This window comes from Mesorhizobium sp. M1406 (genome assembly GCF_040317555.1).
GTDB lineage: Bacteria > Pseudomonadota > Alphaproteobacteria > Rhizobiales > Rhizobiaceae > Mesorhizobium.
The window spans coordinates 188,361-203,225 of record NZ_JAMYKW010000005.1; the positions used below are offsets into that span (position 1 = coordinate 188,361).

The following is a 14,865-nucleotide window of genomic DNA, read 5'->3' on the forward strand; positions in this document are numbered from 1 at the left end:
TTCGCTCGATTGTGCTTAACGGACGGTTACGGATGACCGGCGGGGCCTTGTCGAAATGAAAAAGGGCGGGAATGCTCCCGCCCTTTCATCCGATATTCGACGTTAGCGTGCTTACGGATCAGCCCTTGACCACCGACTTGCCGGCGTAGCTTGCTTGCTTGCCGAGCTCTTCCTCGATGCGGATCAGCTGGTTGTACTTGGCCATGCGGTCGGAGCGCGACAGCGAGCCGGTCTTGATCTGTCCGCAATTGGTGGCGACCGCGAGATCGGCAATGGTCGAATCCTCGGTTTCGCCCGAGCGGTGCGACATGACGGCGGTGTAGCCGGCCTTGTGCGCGGTTTCGACGGCGTCGAGCGTTTCCGTCAGCGAGCCGATCTGGTTGACCTTGACCAGAATCGAATTGGCAACGCCCATGCGAATGCCGTCGCGCAGCCGTGCGGTGTTGGTGACGAACAAATCGTCGCCGACCAGCTGGGTCTTCTTGCCGATCAGATCGGTCAGGTACTTCCAGCCTTCCCAATCGTCCTCGGCCAGGCCGTCCTCGATCGAGATGATCGGATAGTCGGCGGCAAGCTTGGCCAGGTACTTGGCCTGCGCCTTGGGGTCGCGCGTCTTCTTCTCGCCCTCATAGACGTAGTTGCCGTCCTTGAAGAACTCGGTCGCGGCGCAATCGAGGCCGAGCGCAATCTCCTCGCCCGGCTTGAAGCCGGCCTGCTCGATCGATTCCATGATGAAATCGAGCGCCACAGGCGCACTTTTCAAATTCGGGGCAAAGCCGCCCTCGTCGCCGACATTGGTGTTGTGGCCGGCATCCTTCAGCTTCTTCCTCAGCGTGTGGAAGATTTCCGAACCCCAGCGGACACCTTCACGCAGCGTCGGCGCGCCGATCGGCAGGATCATGAATTCCTGGAAGTCGATCGGGTTGTCGGCATGCGCGCCGCCATTGATGATGTTCATCATCGGCACCGGCAGGAGATGCGCCTTGGTGCCGCCGACATAGCGGTAGAGCGGCAGGCCGGCTGCTTCGGCGGCGGCCTTGGCCACCGCCAGCGACACGCCGAGAATGGCGTTGGCGCCGAGCCGGCTCTTGTTGGGTGTGCCGTCGAGCTCGATCATGGTCTGGTCGATGTGGATCTGATTTTCGGCTTCCATGCCGCCGATCGCCTCGAACAGCTCGCCATTCACCGCCTCAACAGCCTTGAGCACGCCCTTGCCGAGATAGCGGGCGCCGCCGTCGCGCAGTTCGACGGCCTCGTGGGCGCCGGTCGAAGCGCCCGACGGCACCGCCGCGCGGCCCATCGAGCCGTCTTCGAGAATGACGTCGACCTCGACGGTCGGATTTCCACGGCTGTCCAGGATTTCACGCCCGACAATGTCGATGATGGCGGTCATTGCGATGTCCTCGATTGATCTTAAGAAGCGTCGCGCACGTCTTAGCCAAAGTGCCGTAAAAGGCAATCGGCCGGCTCGCAATTATTGCCGTGGCGTCAGCCTAAAGCGCGTCGCGTTTGAACGGATTTAGGCGCCGCGCTTTAGATGTTTGTTTTTATGCATGTCGTTCTCCCAAAACCGGGGCCACTTTTGGGCGACATGCATCACGATTCACGAAGCGCAAATCGCTGTCATCATAAGTCATGTGCGGCAGAGCGGCTTCCGGCTATGGTGCGGATGCGCGGGGCGAAACAGGAGGAGTTTCGCCATGTCCCAGTTGAGTGGTATCGTGAGTCTGTTCCTGATCGCGGCGGCCTTTCTGACGTCGTGCGACAATCAGCAGTCGCCGCCCAAGGCTGCGGCGCCCTTGTCGGCGCCGCATATAAGCGGATAGGTGTGCCTCGAATCCAAAAGGCCCCGTCGATCTCTCGACGGGGCCTTTTGCTAGCAGGCATCAATGCCAGTAAGGCGTGACCTTGTAGTAGTCATAGGACGCGTCGCGTGCCGCCTCGCCATCCGCGCCGGCCAGTTCGTTGATCGAATAGGCGGGTGCGGCCTTCAGCTGTTCCTTGGAGAACGGCACGACATAGCCGCCCTTGTCCTCGTCGTAGTCCAGGCTTGCCCACGGTATCGCGTGATACTTCTCGCCGATGCCGAGGAAGCCGCCAAAACCGATCACTGCGAACATGATGCCGTTCGACGTCTTGTCGAGCATGACGTCCTGGATGCTGCCGATGCTCTTGCCCTCGGTGTTGTAGACCGACGTGCCAATGACTCGCGAAGCCGCGATGGCCTCGGTGTGGCCAGTCTGGGTTGTCATGATCTTGCTCCTCATTGTCGTTAACTCTGCTTGGACAATGAGGGGCGCGGGCGAAAGTTCCCGACTTTTTTCGGCTGCGGGCCGGTCACTCCGCGAGGATGAAAGTCACCTTCATGTTGACGCGATAGGCGGTAATCTTGCCGTCCTCGACGACGATCTTCTGATCCTGGATCCAGGCGCCTTCGACGTTCTTCAGGGTTTTCGATGCGCGCGCAATCCCCTGTTCGATGGCGTCCTGAAAGCTCTTGTTCGACGACGAGGTGATTTCGGTGACGCGGGCGACGGACATGGCTTCCTCCTGCCAAAACGCTCATTTGCCGGGCAAGCGTACAGTCGGCTTATGCCGATCACAAGCGCCGACAGTCGGCGAAGGATGTGCCTGGCTTAGTGACCCTTGGCGATGCGATCGAATGCCATCAGCCGCTCGAGCAGGGCCGGCATGTCCTTCAGCGGCAGCATGTTCGGGCCATCGGAAGAGGTCGAATTATCCGGATCCTGATGGGTCTCGATGAACACGCCGGCAACGCCGACGGCGACGGCGGCGCGTGCCAGAGTCTCGACAAAGCGGCGCTCACCACCCGAGGAGCCGCCCTGCCCGCCCGGCTGCTGCACCGAATGGGTGGCGTCGAAGATCACCGGCGCGCCGATCTCGGCCATGACAGGCAAAGCGCGCATGTCGGAGACCAGCGTGTTGTAGCCGAAGGAGACACCGCGCTCGGTGGTCAGCACATTGGCGTTGCCGGAGCCGGTGATCTTGGCGACGACGTTCTTCATGTCCCAGGGGGCAAGGAACTGCCCCTTCTTCACGTTGATCACCTTGCCCGTTTTGGCGGCGGCGACCAGCATGTCGGTCTGGCGCGACAGGAAAGCCGGAATCTGCAGGACGTCGACATGCGGCGCGACGATGGCGCACTGCTCCTCGGTGTGGACATCGGTCAGCACGGGGAGCGAAAATGCCTTGCGCAGTTCGTCGAAGACGGGAAGTGCCGCATCCATGCCGGCACCCCGCGTCGCCGACAGCGAAGTGCGGTTGGCCTTGTCGTAGCTGGTCTTGTAGACGAGGCCTATGCCGAGCTTGCCGGTCAGTTCCTTCAGCGCGCCGGCCATATCGAAGGCATGCTGGCGCGATTCAAACTGGCAAGGGCCGGCGATCAGCGCCAAGGCTGCATTGTTGTCGAAGACGACATTGCCGACGGTTACCGATGAATTGGGCGCCAGGGGTATGCTCATGGGATCTCCCGGAAGATGAAGGCCGCGCCCTGTCCGGGTGCAGGCCGCACGACAATATCATTGCCCGCTATATCGTGTTGGATGGAATTGGCTGCAAGCAGCCGCGATGTGACATCGGCGCTCCGGACCGAAAAGACCACCGCGGCGAAGCGAAGGTCCGTCGGCGCACCGGCCGGCAGGCCAAAGCGCGCGGTGAAAGAGGCTGGGTCGAGCACGCTCAGATCCGCATTCGGCAAGTGAAATGTGCCGCCCGGGCTGTCGGTGGTCGGATTGTCCACCGCCACCGAAATCAATCCATGCTGTTCGGCAGGTTGGTCGCTGACAGCTACGATCTCGACAATTCCAGTGGCGCCGTTGGCGTGCGCCTGCAAAGCCGCACGGTCCACGTCAGGCGCGTTGACCCGCTCGCAGGCAAACAGGAAAGCGTCCGTGGCCTTGGCTCCCGCCGCAAAGGCGAGCTTGAACGATGCGACGTCGCTTTTGCCCGCCGGGTCCGTGAAGGCGCGCGAAAAGCTAAGCGTGTCCCCCGCCGAGATGCCGGCCTCGAGGTAGCGCGCATGATCGGCATCGGCATTGCCGGTAGAGAGAACCATGGCGGAGAATCCCTCGTCACCACGGTTGTCGCGATAGATGCGGTCGCGCGCGACGAAGACATTGCCTTCGGCAATGGCCGTCGTCGCGGCCTGCGAATCGCCGACAGCCAGTGGTTCGAGATAGGTGCCGTCGGCGAGGAACACACAACAGTTTTCGGTCCCGAAGGGATGGACCCCGGTCGGTGCAACGACGAAGCCGAGCGTGGTGAGCCGGGCTCGCGCCACATCGAGGCTCTGCGTCGGCAGCACCAGATGATCGAGCGGATGGGCGCCGGTGGCTGTGGTTCGGGTCATGCAGGCGCGATGTGCATCATTCCGCAAACCGGTTCAAGACTTGATCGCAATCCGGGCCAGTCCACCCGGCTATTTCATGGGACGCCTAAAGGCCGGAGCGTGGTCTCGATCAGCTCCCCGCGACGACATCGGCGGAGTAGCGCAGCTCGCGCAGTGGTTTGACCTTGCTGGTGGTCCGCGCATAGAGCGGGTGCGCCTTGTAGGCGGCCAGCGCGGCGTCATCGGCGAATTCCGCATAGACGACCACATCGACCTCATCCGACAGCGGGTCCACCTTGGTGTTCAAGGTGACCTCGAAAAGGCTGGAATGAGGAATGTTGCCGAGCGCCAGCAGGCCGGTGCGCACTGCCTCCACGTCCTCCTTACGCCGCGCGCTGAAGAAAACGATATGCCGGATCAACGCCGCCTCCTCGATCTAAATGCCGGAGGTCTTTTGTGACGGCAGCACGGTGGCGTCAATCGACAAGGATGTCGCGGCCGCCGGTCGTTCGAGCAGACGTTAGATATTGTTGGTGACGGACCGCGCGAAGTGCGTGGCGCCCCTCACCGTGGAGTCGAGATACCGGCCCTGATTGTATATGCCATCCCAGATCAGGAAAAACGCGATGGCGGCAATGACGACTACATAACGCATGGCTAAATCTATCGCACACGCAATGCCGCAGCCATAGGCGTTTTTGGCGCGTTCGGCCCTTGCTGTGCAAAAAGGCAGATCCACGCCGGCGAGAGCAACCCACTTGGCACAGCCCAGCTTGCAGCCTGCCTCTTGAAGTTCCCCCTCATGACGTGGAAGATTGTCGCAAGGATTCACTGGGAAGCGCTGAAGCTCAGGCGAAAAAGGGCGCGCGCTTCGTTCGAGACCGCCGATCGCCGAACCGGTCAGCTGCCGGGACCACGCAACGGTGTTCGAACCTGGCGAATGAACCGCGAGAACCGGGGCTCGGCAATTTGCGCCGACACCGCGGAAGTCAGGGGCGCGTGAGATGGCACACAAGGAACATCATGGCATGGCGTTGAGCGACGCGATCAGGCTCGACGAATTCAATTTCGCCGAGATCGTCAAAGGTCTGCCGGCCAAGGCACGCATGGTGCTGTCGGCGGCGATGAACCTGCCGCGCGGTTCGCTCAAGGTCAGGATGCCGGACGGCCGCGCCGTCCTCGTCGGCGGCAAGGGACCCGGCCCGGACGCCGAACTGGTGCTCAAGAACTGGCGCTTGCCCGGCCGCGCCTTTTCCGGCGGCACGATCGGCGTTGCCGAATCCTACATGGATGGCGATTGGGATAGCCCCGACGTGACCAGCTTCCTGGAGCTGTTCGTGATCAATTCGGCCATCGGCGAGCGTATCGCGGGCGGCACCAGCTGGCTCATCAACACCGTCCAGCGCATCCGCCACTGGTTCAACCAGAACACACGCACCGGCTCGAGGCGCAACATCTCGGCGCATTACGACCTTGGCAACGCCTTCTACAAGGAATGGCTCGATCCGAGCATGACCTACTCCTCGGCGCTCTATACGACCGGTGCCAACGACCTGGAAAGCGGCCAGGCCGCCAAATATCGCGCGCTGGCGAAGGATATCGGGATCGATCCGAAGGACCATGTGCTGGAAATCGGCTGCGGCTGGGGTGGCTTCGCCGAATTCGCGGCGCGCGAGATCGGCTGCCGGGTGACAGGGCTGACAATCAGCCGCGAGCAGCACGATTTCGCCACGGCGCGCATCGCCAAGGCCGGACTTGCCGACAAGGTCGACATCAAGCTGCAGGATTATCGCGACGAAACCGGCACCTATGACCGCATCGCCTCGATCGAGATGTTCGAGGCGGTCGGCGAGAAATACTGGCCACTATTCTTCAGCAAAATGAAGGCCTGCCTGAAGCCCGGCGGCACTGCTGGCCTGCAGATCATCACCATCAACGAAGCTTCTTACGACACCTATCGCGCAAGGCCGGATTTCATCCAGCGCTACGTGTTCCCCGGTGGCATGCTGCCGACGCCGTCTATCCTCAAGGCGCTCGGCAGGGATCATGGCCTCGCCCATCTGCGCGAACACGTGTTTCCCGACGACTATGCCCGCACGCTCGCCGAATGGCGCCACCGATTCTGGGCGTCATGGGAGAAGATCGTCCCGCTCGGCTTCGACGACCGCTTCAAGAAGCTCTGGGAGTTCTACCTGCACTATTGCGAGGCCGGATTCCGCGCCAGCTACATCGACGTGCGCCAGGTGGTCTACAAGGCTTATTAGATCGACGCCGCCGTGACGGCATGGAACCGAGCTTCGAACGGAAGTGGTCAGAGCAGGATGCGGTATTTCGCGAATCCTGCCTCGCCCTCACCCGCCGGTTCGATCTTCAGCGATTTCACCCGCCCAATAAAATCCTTCGCCTTGGCGCCGGTTTCGAACACGGCGCTGGTTCCGGGCAGCGGCACGAACGACCAATTGTCGTCCGCCGACGGGTTGATCGTGCCTTCGCTCACAATGTAGCGAACGATGACGTCGCGATTGGTGTCAGGCGCTTCATAAATGATCTTCGAGGCATTGATGTCAGGGAAATTGCCACCGCCGCCGGCACGGTAATTGTTGGTCGCAACGACGAATTTCTGTTTGGTATCAATCGGTTTTCCGCCGAACATCAAGTCAATGATACGATTGGCACCGGCATTCGCCAGCCCGCCCTTGGCATCGTATTTCGGTGGCTGCGACAGGTCTATCCTGTAGGTGACGCCGTCGATGACGTCGAAATTGTAGGATGGGAAGTCGGTGTTGATGAGGGCCTGGTCGGCCTTCCCCCGCTCGATCCGGTTGAAGATGCCAGCCGACATTTCCAGCCATTCCTTGACCTGCGCACCGGTGATTTCCACCGCCCGCACCGTGTTCGGATAGAGGTAAAGATCGGCAACGTTCTTGATGGCGATGTCGCCGGCCGGCACGTCGGTATAGTAGTCGGCGCCGTTGCGCCCGCCGGCCTTGAAGGGAGCGGCGGCCGACAGCAGCGGCACATCCTTCCATTGCGTGTTCTTCAGAATATCCCGGAGGTACCAGGTCTGCGCCTGGCTGACGACCTGCACCGACGGATCGTCGGCGACCAGCGCGAAATAGGAATAGAGCGGCGCGGAGGTCTTGCCGACGGGGCGGCGCACATAAGCCAATGTCGCCTGGTGGTCCTGTTCGAGCGCCGCGATGATGCGCTTGTCGTCCGGGACGGTCGGCTTGTTCTTGTTGTCGACGCGTTCGAAGATCGGCCGTGCCTCGGAAGTGGCTGAAACGACCTTCCATTTCGACCCATCGCGCTCCAGCATCAGGTCGACCAGCCCCATATGCGAGCCCCAGAAGCCACCCATGACGGCGGGTTTGCCTTGCAGCGTGCCTTTCTGCGTGTCGACGCCCTCGAGCGACTGGAAATCCTTCTTGCCGGGGAACACCAGATGCTGGTGACCTGTGAACACCGCATCGATGCCGTCGACCCCGGCGACGAAGAACGAGGCGTTCTCCATCATCTCGCCCTGCTTCACGTCGATGCCGGAATGCGAGAGCGCGATGACGATGTCGGCGCCCTCCTCCTTCATTTGCGGCACCCAGGCCTTGGCCGCCTCGACGATGTCGCGCGTCTTGACGTTGCCTTCCAGGTTCTTGAGATCCCAGACCATGATCTGCGGTGGCACGAAGCCGATGATGCCAATCCTGATCGGTTGCTCGGCGCCCGAGCCGTCCTTGATCTTCTTGTCGAGGATGACGTAGGGCTTCAGATAGAGCTTGTCGTCGCGCGGGTTCGCGGCAAGCTCGGTGCCGCGTATCAAATTGGCGCAGACGAAGGGAAAATTGGCGCCGGCCAGCACCTTGTCCAGGAAAGACAGGCCGTAGTTGAACTCGTGGTTGCCCAGTGTCGAGCACTCGTAGCCGAGCAGGTTCATGCCTCTCATGACCGGATGCAGGTCGCCGTCCTTCAGGCCCTTCTCATAGGCGATGTAGTCGCCCATCGGATTGCCCTGCAGCAGGTCGCCATTGTCGATCAGCATCGAATTGACGGCTTCCTTGCGCACCGCGTCGATGAGGGAAGCCGTGCGCGACAGGCCCATCGTGTCGTTCGCTTTGTCGGCGTAGTAGTCGTAAGGCAGCACGTTCACATGGATGTCGGTGGTTTCCATGATCCGAAGATGCGCCTGGTTGCCTTGAGCGCGGGCCGAGAACGGATGCAGCATGACCAGCGCCCCTGCGGCGGCGACGCCCGCAAGGAGATCGCGGCGGGAGACGGGATGGAGCAGTTGCGACATGTTTTCTTCCTCGACGACACAACAAGCCCTGCCCCAGAGCGAACTTCGCGCTGAAACTCATCCGAGTCCATTCAAGAAGTCGCGCGCATCGAACATCGGTCGATCAGCAACGGATGACGCGCGGATGAACATACGCAGCCGGGGAAGATCAGCCCTTGTCGTCGTCGCCCTGGGTGATCAGTCGCGCGCTGCGCTGACCCGTCGCGTAAATCCATAGCCAGCTCAACGAAACGGCGAGACGGTTGCGGAAGCCGATCAGGAAATAGATGTGTGCAATCCCCCACAGCCACCAGGCCGCCCAGCCGGTGAGCTTGATCCAGCCGAAGTCGATCACGGCGGCACGCTTGCCGATCGTGGCGAGATCGCCGTCATGCCTATAGTGGAACGGGCGCGAGGTGGTGTCGCCGGCAAGCCGCGCCTTCAGCGTGGCGGCAACATGCCGGCCCTGCTGCTTGGCGGCGGGCGCCACCCCAGGAACGGGCCGCCCGTCAGGCCGCAGGACATGAGCGGCATCGCCGATGACGAAAATCTCCGGGCTGCCAGGGACGCTCAGATCGGGCTCGACGAGCACCCTGCCCGCCCGGTCCGCCGCCGCGCCGAGCCACTCGGCGGCCGGTGAAGCGGCAACGCCTGCCGCCCACAGGATCGTCTTCGCCGCCAGGTGCTTGTCGCCGAAGACGACGCCCTCGGCGTCGCAACGCGTAACAGCCCGGCCGAGTTCGACCGTCACGCCGAGCCGCTCGAGCGCCTTCGAGGCATAGTCGGAAAGCTTCGGTGCGAAATTGGCCAGAATACGGTCACCGGCCTCGATCAGCACCACGCGCGTGTCGCGTGTATCGATGTTGCGGAACTCGCCATGCAGCGTGTCATGTGCCAGCTCGACGATGGTGCCGGCCAGCTCCACGCCGGTCGGTCCGCCACCGACGATCGCAATGGTCAGCAGCGCCTGGCGTTTGGCGGGATCGGTCTCACGCTCGGCCTGCTCGAAAGCCAGAAGTATGCGCCGCCGAACCGTGGTGGCGTCCTCCAGCGTCTTCAGGCCAGGCGCGAAAGGCTCCCACTCGTCATGGCCGAAATAGGCATGGCGGGCACCGGTGGCGAGCAGCAGCGTGTCGTAGGCGACCGCGCTGCCGTCTTCGAGCAGCACGCGTTTGCCGGCGCGATCGACGCCGACGACATTGGCGAGCAATGTCGTCACGTCCTTACGCTTGTGCAGCAGATGGCGGACCGGCCAGGCAATCTCGGATGTCGCCAGCGCCGTGGTCGCCACCTGGTAGAGCAGCGGCTGGAAGAGGTGATGGTTACGCTTGTCGATCATGGTGATGCGCACCGGCGCACCGCCAAGCGCACGTGTGAATTCGAGACCGCCGAAACCCGCGCCGACGACGACGACATGATGGCTGGCTTGGTTCATCTCAATTCACCCCAATGCATCTGACCTGATGTAGGTATTTTTGTGCACTGCAACAACGCTCCATCCTTTGATGATTGCCCGGGAGTCGCCTTCGAATGTCGTGAATGCACATGTCGGGCACCGTGGCCCGGTATAGCGTTCTTCAAACGGCACCACGAGGTGAGGCATGGCCAACGATCGAGACGACGCCGCTCCGGCGCGGTATTCTTCGCCGCCCTGTTTCATGCATGAACTCGATCCGGAATTCAGAGCGCCTCTGAGCGACTGGACCGATGTGAGACGCTGGCGCAAGCCCGAGCGCGAACGCCTGATCACGGCCCGCCTTGCCGTTTCGGCCGACGCGAGAACGGTCATGTCGCAACGGATCGCCGATGGCCTCGACGCGATCATTGGCAAGATCGCCGGCCGCATGGTCAGTCTTTACTGGCCGTTTCGCGGCGAGCCGGACTTGCGGCCATGGATGGCGTCCGTCAATGCACGCGGCGGCCGCACCGCCCTGCCCATCGTTGTCGAGAAAGGGCACCCGCTGACCTTTCGCACCTACGCGCCGGGCGACAGGCTGGAGAAAGGCGTCTGGAACATCCCGATTCCAGCCGAGGGCGATCCGGTGCTGCCGGACATCGTCATCTCACCGATCGTCGGCATCGATCCCCAGAACTACCGCCTGGGCTATGGCGGCGGCTTCTTCGACCGCACGCTGGCCGCGATGCCGTTCAAGCCCCTGGTCATCGGCGTCGGCTACGAGCTGCAGCGCATCGCCACCATCTACCCGCAGCCGCACGATATCCCGATGGATCGGGTGGTGACCGAGGCATTCAGGATCGGTTAGCGGTGTTGAGATTCAGGTTAGGCCGAGTCGAGAATGGCGGGTTCCGAGAACCGGAACGGAGCGGACGTTAGAGTCCGTGAGTGCCGGAAGCACAGGAAACCGCCGTTCGCAGGCCGGCATCACCTGAATCGATATAGCTCAGGCCATTTCCGGCTTCATGCCCATGGCCGTGCGGTCGACGATTTCGCGTAGCGCAAAAGACGAGTTGATCTTGGTCACATGCGGCATCGCCGACAGCCATTCCTTGTGGATGCGCTCATAGTCGACGAGATCCTTTGCCGCGATCCTGAGAATATAGTCGTACTCGCCGGACATCAGATGGCAGGACAGCACGTTCGGACAGCGCTTGATCGCCGCCTCGAAATCCGACAACGTCTTCTCGAATTGCCCCGACAAGGATATGTGCACGATCGCCGTCATCTGGTGGCCAAGCGCAGCATTGGAGAGCCGGGCATGGTAGCCGCGGATGGTTCCGGATTTCTCCAGATTGTCGAGCCGGCGCGAACAGGCCGACTGCGATAGACCGACCTTCTCGGCGAGTGCCGCATTGGGTATCCGGCCATCCTTCTGCAAAGTCTCGAGAATGGCGATATCAATCCTGTCGAGCGGCATTTTTCGTGAATCCTGCGAAAATCTGACTGTTTTGCGCAACGATTATCGAAACACTGCCGCTGCCGCAAGCGCATTCGCAAACACTTGCACACCGATTCGTGGTTCACTCCTGCAATACAGGGAACGAGCCCAAAAGGGCCGGATCAGGAAAAGAAAAATGCGCGTCGGCTGCCCCAAGGAAATCAAGAACCACGAATATCGCGTCGGCCTCACGCCCGGCTCGGTCCGCGAATATGTCGCCCATGGCCACGAAGTGCTGGTCGAGACGGGAGCCGGAGCCGGCATCGGGGCCGATGACAACGCCTATCGCGCCGCCGGCGCGACGATTGCCAAGACGGCTGCCGACGTGTTCGCCAAGTCGGACATGATCGTCAAGGTCAAGGAGCCGCAGCCCACCGAATGGGCGCAGCTTCGCGAAGGCCAGATCCTGTACACCTATCTTCATCTTGCTCCGGATCCGGAGCAGACCAAGGGCCTGCTCGCTTCCGGCGTGACGGCAATCGCCTACGAGACCGTGACCGATGATCGTGGCGGCCTGCCGCTGCTGGCGCCGATGTCCGAGGTCGCCGGACGCTTGTCGATCCAGGCCGGCGCCACGGCGCTGCAGAAGGCCAATGGCGGCCGCGGCGTGCTGCTCGGCGGCGTGCCCGGCGTGCTGCCCGGCAAGGTCACCGTGCTTGGCGGCGGCGTTGTCGGCCTGCACGCTGCCAGGATGGCGGCGGGGCTTGGCGCCGATGTCACCATCATCGACCGCTCGATCCCGCGCCTGCGTCAGCTCGATGACCTCTTCGCCGGCCGCGTCCACACCCGTTACTCGACGGTCGAGGCCCTGGAAGAAGAGTGTTTTTCGGCCGATATCGTCGTTGGCGCCGTGCTGATCCCCGGTGCCGCGGCGCCGAAGCTGGTTTCGCGCGAAATGCTCTCAGGCATGAAGAAGGGCTCGGTGCTGGTCGACGTCGCCATCGACCAGGGCGGCTGCTTCGAGACCTCGCACGCCACAACCCATGCCGATCCGACCTATGAGGTCGATGGCGTCATCCACTATTGCGTCGCCAACATGCCGGGCGCGGTGCCGGTCACCTCGGCCCATGCGCTCAACAACGCAACGCTTCACTATGGCCTGCAGCTTGCCGACAAGGGCCTGAAGGCGCTGATCGACGACCACCATTTGCGCAACGGCCTCAATGTCCACAAGGGCAAGATCACCAACCGGGCTGTCGCCGAGGCACTCGGCTACGAACTGGTCGAGCCGAAAGCCGTTCTGGCCGCCTGATTTCACAAAAAGACTGCTTCTTCCCGTCTCACCCGCCGGTTTCATGCCGGCGGGTTTTTCTTTGGGATCGAAGCAGGCAACAAAAAAGCGGAGCCAAAGCCCCGCTTCCTCGATGTCGAGATTTGCCGCCGGTTCATCCGCGGTCGGCCAATCGATCGACAATCGCGTTCTATCGCGATTATGCGACGGGAGTACGACAGCGTCTCCTGTCGGCGATCCCAGCGCCTCATGCGCGCTCGATGCGACACTGGTAGCAATTGTTGCGAGCCGAACGGACATGGACGTAGGCGATATCGTCGCGCTCGAACAGCGCCTCTGCCCGTGCGGCGATTGCTCCGGTCGGGATGACACCGCCACTGCCATAGACGATGCGATCATCCCTGCCATAGCCGCGCACGATGTAGTCGGGACTTTCGAGGATCTCGGGAAGCGCCTCGCTTCCGGCGGCGCGTTCGCATTCCTCGGCATGCAGGAAGATCGGCCCGGTTTCGGCGTAGGGCTGGAGCTCCGGAAATGGCCGGTAGGCCAGGATGAGGTAAGCGTCGCCGGCGGCGATGTTCTTCAGGCAGTGCCGGCAAGGCATGCCGTCACCGTCGGAGATCTTTCGCTCGGGCGTGTCACCGTAAGCATCGGGACCGCCCCGCTGCAGGTTCCTGACATCGTCGGTCGGCAACGCTTTGAACTGGATGGTCATGGTGAATTTCTCCGGTGTCGTTGACCGGAAATTATGTCGCCAGGTCCGCGCCTCCCACCCGATTCCTGCCAAGGTGCAGGACCGATCGATTCTCGGCAATCGGTCCTGCGACCAGTTCTGTTCGGATCGGGTTTTGTCCGTCCGGCATATTGCGCCGGCTAAAGAATACTGTCCCGCTCAGCGGATAAAATCGTCGAAGCGGCGGAGCGTCACGCGCCGGTTCTGCCAATTCTCGTTCTGCGTTTGCACGAGCAAAAACTCCTCACCGTAACCAACCGTTTCCAGTGCATGACCGGGCACACGGAATTCGCGCACCAGCGTGCGCTTGAGCGAAGCGGCGCGCTGTTCGGACAGGGCCTGGTTCGACTGGAAGGAGCCGACGGCGTCGGTATGGCCCTCGATCAGCACGCGGGCGCCTGGATCGCGGCGCAGGATGCGCCGCAGCGCGTCAGCAATGTTCTCGATCTTGTCGTATTGCGAGTTGGAAATGGCCGCCGAACCGAAGGCGAAATTGATCGACTGGATATCGATCGAGCGGGCCATGCGGCGCAAATCCGGGCGCCGCTTGAATTCGCGGATGGTGACGCGTTCATTCGGCCGCAGCTTCACACGCGGTGCCGCCTCGAGCTTCCTCTCGATCGTCGCGGCCGAAGGCGTTGTCGCCTGGGCGGCGGCAAGGCTCGGCATGGCAATGGCCGCGATCAGCGCGGCGGCAAGTGTACGGCGGGTCAACATGTCTTCGTCTCCTTCGGCCTTGGCCGCATTGATGGTGCGGGCAACATGCCAAAGGCAGCCTGAAGCGCCGATGAACGACGGGTTCAGATTCCGGCTGGCATCACGGCCGCATGACGCTGGCCGAGCGTTCGGCGAAAGGCAGCGGATGCACGGTCTCTTTCTTCTGCGCCACAGGTGCAAAGCCGAGCTTCTGATAGAGCGGCAGAGCCGCCGGATGATCGAGCGTGCAGGTCTGCACCGTCACCCGCTTCGGACCATACGACCACGCGGCGGCGATCGCGGAGCCCAGGAACCAGCGGCCGATGCCCTGCCCGGTGGCATGTTCCATCATGCCGAAATAGGCAAGTTCGACTTCTTCCGGCAGATGCGGCTTGAGATCGAAGAAGCCGGCCGGTGCCCCGTCGAGATAGAGCACCCTGATGTCGCGATCCTCGCGGTGGATGCCGGCGGAAAGCTCGTCATCATCCAGTCTCAGCACATTGACCCAGTGCCATTTGCGCCCCACCCGGTCCATCAAATACCGGTAGAAATGCAGCGGAATGTCCTTGGTCTTCAGCAGCGCGACCTGACGGTTATAGGGCACAGGCGGCAAATAGGCCGGCGGCATATGCATCTCGAGGAACGTCACCGTGACTTCGATGTCTGCCAGCACGCCGTTTTCCATCGTCT

At 62.1% G+C, this 14,865-nt stretch carries 17 protein-coding genes; 4 read left to right on the forward strand and 13 right to left on the reverse strand.

Annotation, left to right across the window (positions count from 1 at the left end):
* Positions 1-118: 118 nt before the first annotated feature.
* The 7 genes from eno to NKH03_RS07405 all read right to left on the reverse strand — a co-directional run bounded on the left by eno (position 119) and on the right by NKH03_RS07405 (position 5,003).
* On the reverse strand, positions 119-1,393 hold the full coding sequence (gene eno, locus NKH03_RS07375) for a phosphopyruvate hydratase (RefSeq protein WP_352657940.1): 1,275 nt from the start codon (positions 1,391-1,393) through the stop codon (positions 119-121).
* Between the two features lie 493 nt (positions 1,394-1,886).
* Positions 1,887-2,252, reverse strand: a complete 366-nt coding sequence (locus NKH03_RS07380) for a PRC-barrel domain-containing protein (protein WP_352967872.1) — start codon at positions 2,250-2,252, stop codon at positions 1,887-1,889.
* An 85-nt stretch (positions 2,253-2,337) separates the two neighbouring features.
* Positions 2,338-2,541 carry a dodecin family protein gene (locus NKH03_RS07385; RefSeq protein ID WP_352868399.1) on the reverse strand — a complete coding sequence of 68 codons (204 nt, stop codon included), beginning with the start codon at positions 2,539-2,541 and terminating at the stop codon, positions 2,338-2,340.
* A 95-nt stretch (positions 2,542-2,636) separates the two neighbouring features.
* Positions 2,637-3,482, reverse strand: a complete 846-nt coding sequence (gene kdsA / locus NKH03_RS07390) for a 3-deoxy-8-phosphooctulonate synthase (RefSeq protein WP_352868397.1) — start codon at positions 3,480-3,482, stop codon at positions 2,637-2,639.
* A complete protein-coding gene (locus NKH03_RS07395) occupies positions 3,479-4,369 on the reverse strand; it encodes a VOC family protein (RefSeq protein ID WP_352967874.1) in 891 nt (296 codons plus the stop codon). Before NKH03_RS07395 ends, kdsA begins: the two co-directional genes overlap by 4 nt.
* A 109-nt stretch (positions 4,370-4,478) precedes the next feature.
* Positions 4,479-4,769 carry a Dabb family protein gene (locus tag NKH03_RS07400; protein WP_352868392.1) on the reverse strand — a complete coding sequence of 97 codons (291 nt, stop codon included), beginning with the start codon at positions 4,767-4,769 and terminating at the stop codon, positions 4,479-4,481.
* A gap of 99 nt (positions 4,770-4,868) precedes the next feature.
* On the reverse strand, positions 4,869-5,003 hold the full coding sequence (locus NKH03_RS07405; protein ID WP_352868389.1) for a hypothetical protein: 135 nt from the start codon (positions 5,001-5,003) through the stop codon (positions 4,869-4,871).
* A 78-nt stretch (positions 5,004-5,081) separates the two neighbouring features.
* Here NKH03_RS07405 and NKH03_RS07410 point away from each other — a divergent pair, with 78 nt between their 5' ends.
* Together NKH03_RS07410 and NKH03_RS07415 are read left to right on the forward strand one after the other, a co-directional pair.
* Positions 5,082-5,351 carry a DUF1365 family protein gene (locus NKH03_RS07410; protein WP_352967917.1) on the forward strand — a complete coding sequence of 90 codons (270 nt, stop codon included), beginning with the start codon at positions 5,082-5,084 and terminating at the stop codon, positions 5,349-5,351.
* 1 nt (position 5,352) lies between these two features.
* Positions 5,353-6,612 carry a class I SAM-dependent methyltransferase gene (locus NKH03_RS07415; protein WP_352868386.1) on the forward strand — a complete coding sequence of 420 codons (1,260 nt, stop codon included), beginning with the start codon at positions 5,353-5,355 and terminating at the stop codon, positions 6,610-6,612.
* A gap of 47 nt (positions 6,613-6,659) precedes the next feature.
* On the opposite strand, the gene NKH03_RS07420 is transcribed toward NKH03_RS07415, so the two are convergent.
* Together NKH03_RS07420 and NKH03_RS07425 are read right to left on the reverse strand one after the other, a co-directional pair.
* Complete coding sequence (locus NKH03_RS07420; protein WP_352967876.1) at positions 6,660-8,639, reverse strand: bifunctional 2',3'-cyclic-nucleotide 2'-phosphodiesterase/3'-nucleotidase; 1,980 nt, start codon at positions 8,637-8,639, stop codon at positions 6,660-6,662.
* Positions 8,640-8,787: 148 nt separating this feature from the next.
* On the reverse strand, positions 8,788-10,053 hold the full coding sequence (locus tag NKH03_RS07425) for an NAD(P)/FAD-dependent oxidoreductase (protein WP_352967878.1): 1,266 nt from the start codon (positions 10,051-10,053) through the stop codon (positions 8,788-8,790).
* 166 nt (positions 10,054-10,219) lie between these two features.
* Between NKH03_RS07425 and NKH03_RS07430 the strand changes: the two genes are divergently transcribed.
* Positions 10,220-10,882, forward strand: a complete 663-nt coding sequence (locus NKH03_RS07430) for a 5-formyltetrahydrofolate cyclo-ligase (RefSeq protein WP_352868381.1) — start codon at positions 10,220-10,222, stop codon at positions 10,880-10,882.
* A 138-nt stretch (positions 10,883-11,020) separates the two neighbouring features.
* Here the strand turns inward: NKH03_RS07430 and NKH03_RS07435 are convergent, their stop codons facing one another.
* The gene (locus NKH03_RS07435; protein ID WP_010909317.1) at positions 11,021-11,494 is read right to left on the reverse strand and encodes an Lrp/AsnC family transcriptional regulator; all 474 of its coding nucleotides are present in this window, start codon (positions 11,492-11,494) and stop codon (positions 11,021-11,023) included.
* A 157-nt stretch (positions 11,495-11,651) separates the two neighbouring features.
* Between NKH03_RS07435 and ald the strand changes: the two genes are divergently transcribed.
* A complete protein-coding gene (ald, locus tag NKH03_RS07440) occupies positions 11,652-12,767 on the forward strand; it encodes an alanine dehydrogenase (RefSeq protein ID WP_352868377.1) in 1,116 nt (371 codons plus the stop codon).
* A 226-nt stretch (positions 12,768-12,993) separates the two neighbouring features.
* Here ald and NKH03_RS07445 read toward each other — a convergent pair whose 3' ends face one another.
* The 3 genes from NKH03_RS07445 to NKH03_RS07455 all read right to left on the reverse strand — a co-directional run bounded on the left by NKH03_RS07445 (position 12,994) and on the right by NKH03_RS07455 (position 14,860).
* Positions 12,994-13,461: a DUF1203 domain-containing protein gene (locus NKH03_RS07445; RefSeq protein ID WP_352868374.1), complete on the reverse strand. Its 468-nt coding sequence runs from the start codon at positions 13,459-13,461 to the stop codon at positions 12,994-12,996.
* A 177-nt stretch (positions 13,462-13,638) separates the two neighbouring features.
* Positions 13,639-14,196 carry an OmpA family protein gene (locus NKH03_RS07450; RefSeq protein ID WP_352967880.1) on the reverse strand — a complete coding sequence of 186 codons (558 nt, stop codon included), beginning with the start codon at positions 14,194-14,196 and terminating at the stop codon, positions 13,639-13,641.
* A gap of 100 nt (positions 14,197-14,296) precedes the next feature.
* Positions 14,297-14,860 carry a GNAT family N-acetyltransferase gene (locus NKH03_RS07455; RefSeq protein WP_352967881.1) on the reverse strand — a complete coding sequence of 188 codons (564 nt, stop codon included), beginning with the start codon at positions 14,858-14,860 and terminating at the stop codon, positions 14,297-14,299.
* Positions 14,861-14,865 lie beyond the last annotated feature (5 nt).

What these genes read in the sequence shown, in the direction of transcription:
- NKH03_RS07415 (WP_352868386.1), top strand. Translation starts at nt 5,353, where the DNA reads ATGGCACACAAGGAACATCATGGCATGGCGTTGAGCGACGCGATCAGG.
- NKH03_RS07380 (WP_352967872.1), bottom strand. Translation starts at nt 2,252, where the DNA reads ATGACAACCCAGACTGGCCACACCGAGGCCATCGCGGCTTCGCGAGTC.
- NKH03_RS07435 (WP_010909317.1), bottom strand. Translation starts at nt 11,494, where the DNA reads ATGCCGCTCGACAGGATTGATATCGCCATTCTCGAGACTTTGCAGAAG.
- NKH03_RS07420 (WP_352967876.1), bottom strand. Translation starts at nt 8,639, where the DNA reads ATGTCGCAACTGCTCCATCCCGTCTCCCGCCGCGATCTCCTTGCGGGC.
- NKH03_RS07455 (WP_352967881.1), bottom strand. Translation starts at nt 14,860, where the DNA reads ATGGAAAACGGCGTGCTGGCAGACATCGAAGTCACGGTGACGTTCCTC.
- NKH03_RS07445 (WP_352868374.1), bottom strand. Translation starts at nt 13,461, where the DNA reads ATGACCATCCAGTTCAAAGCGTTGCCGACCGACGATGTCAGGAACCTG.
- kdsA (WP_352868397.1), bottom strand. Translation starts at nt 3,482, where the DNA reads ATGAGCATACCCCTGGCGCCCAATTCATCGGTAACCGTCGGCAATGTC.
- NKH03_RS07425 (WP_352967878.1), bottom strand. Translation starts at nt 10,053, where the DNA reads ATGAACCAAGCCAGCCATCATGTCGTCGTCGTCGGCGCGGGTTTCGGC.
- NKH03_RS07395 (WP_352967874.1), bottom strand. Translation starts at nt 4,369, where the DNA reads ATGACCCGAACCACAGCCACCGGCGCCCATCCGCTCGATCATCTGGTG.
- NKH03_RS07385 (WP_352868399.1), bottom strand. Translation starts at nt 2,541, where the DNA reads ATGTCCGTCGCCCGCGTCACCGAAATCACCTCGTCGTCGAACAAGAGC.
- NKH03_RS07405 (WP_352868389.1), bottom strand. Translation starts at nt 5,003, where the DNA reads ATGCGTTATGTAGTCGTCATTGCCGCCATCGCGTTTTTCCTGATCTGG.
- eno (WP_352657940.1), bottom strand. Translation starts at nt 1,393, where the DNA reads ATGACCGCCATCATCGACATTGTCGGGCGTGAAATCCTGGACAGCCGT.
- NKH03_RS07450 (WP_352967880.1), bottom strand. Translation starts at nt 14,196, where the DNA reads ATGTTGACCCGCCGTACACTTGCCGCCGCGCTGATCGCGGCCATTGCC.
- ald (WP_352868377.1), top strand. Translation starts at nt 11,652, where the DNA reads ATGCGCGTCGGCTGCCCCAAGGAAATCAAGAACCACGAATATCGCGTC.
- NKH03_RS07430 (WP_352868381.1), top strand. Translation starts at nt 10,220, where the DNA reads ATGGCCAACGATCGAGACGACGCCGCTCCGGCGCGGTATTCTTCGCCG.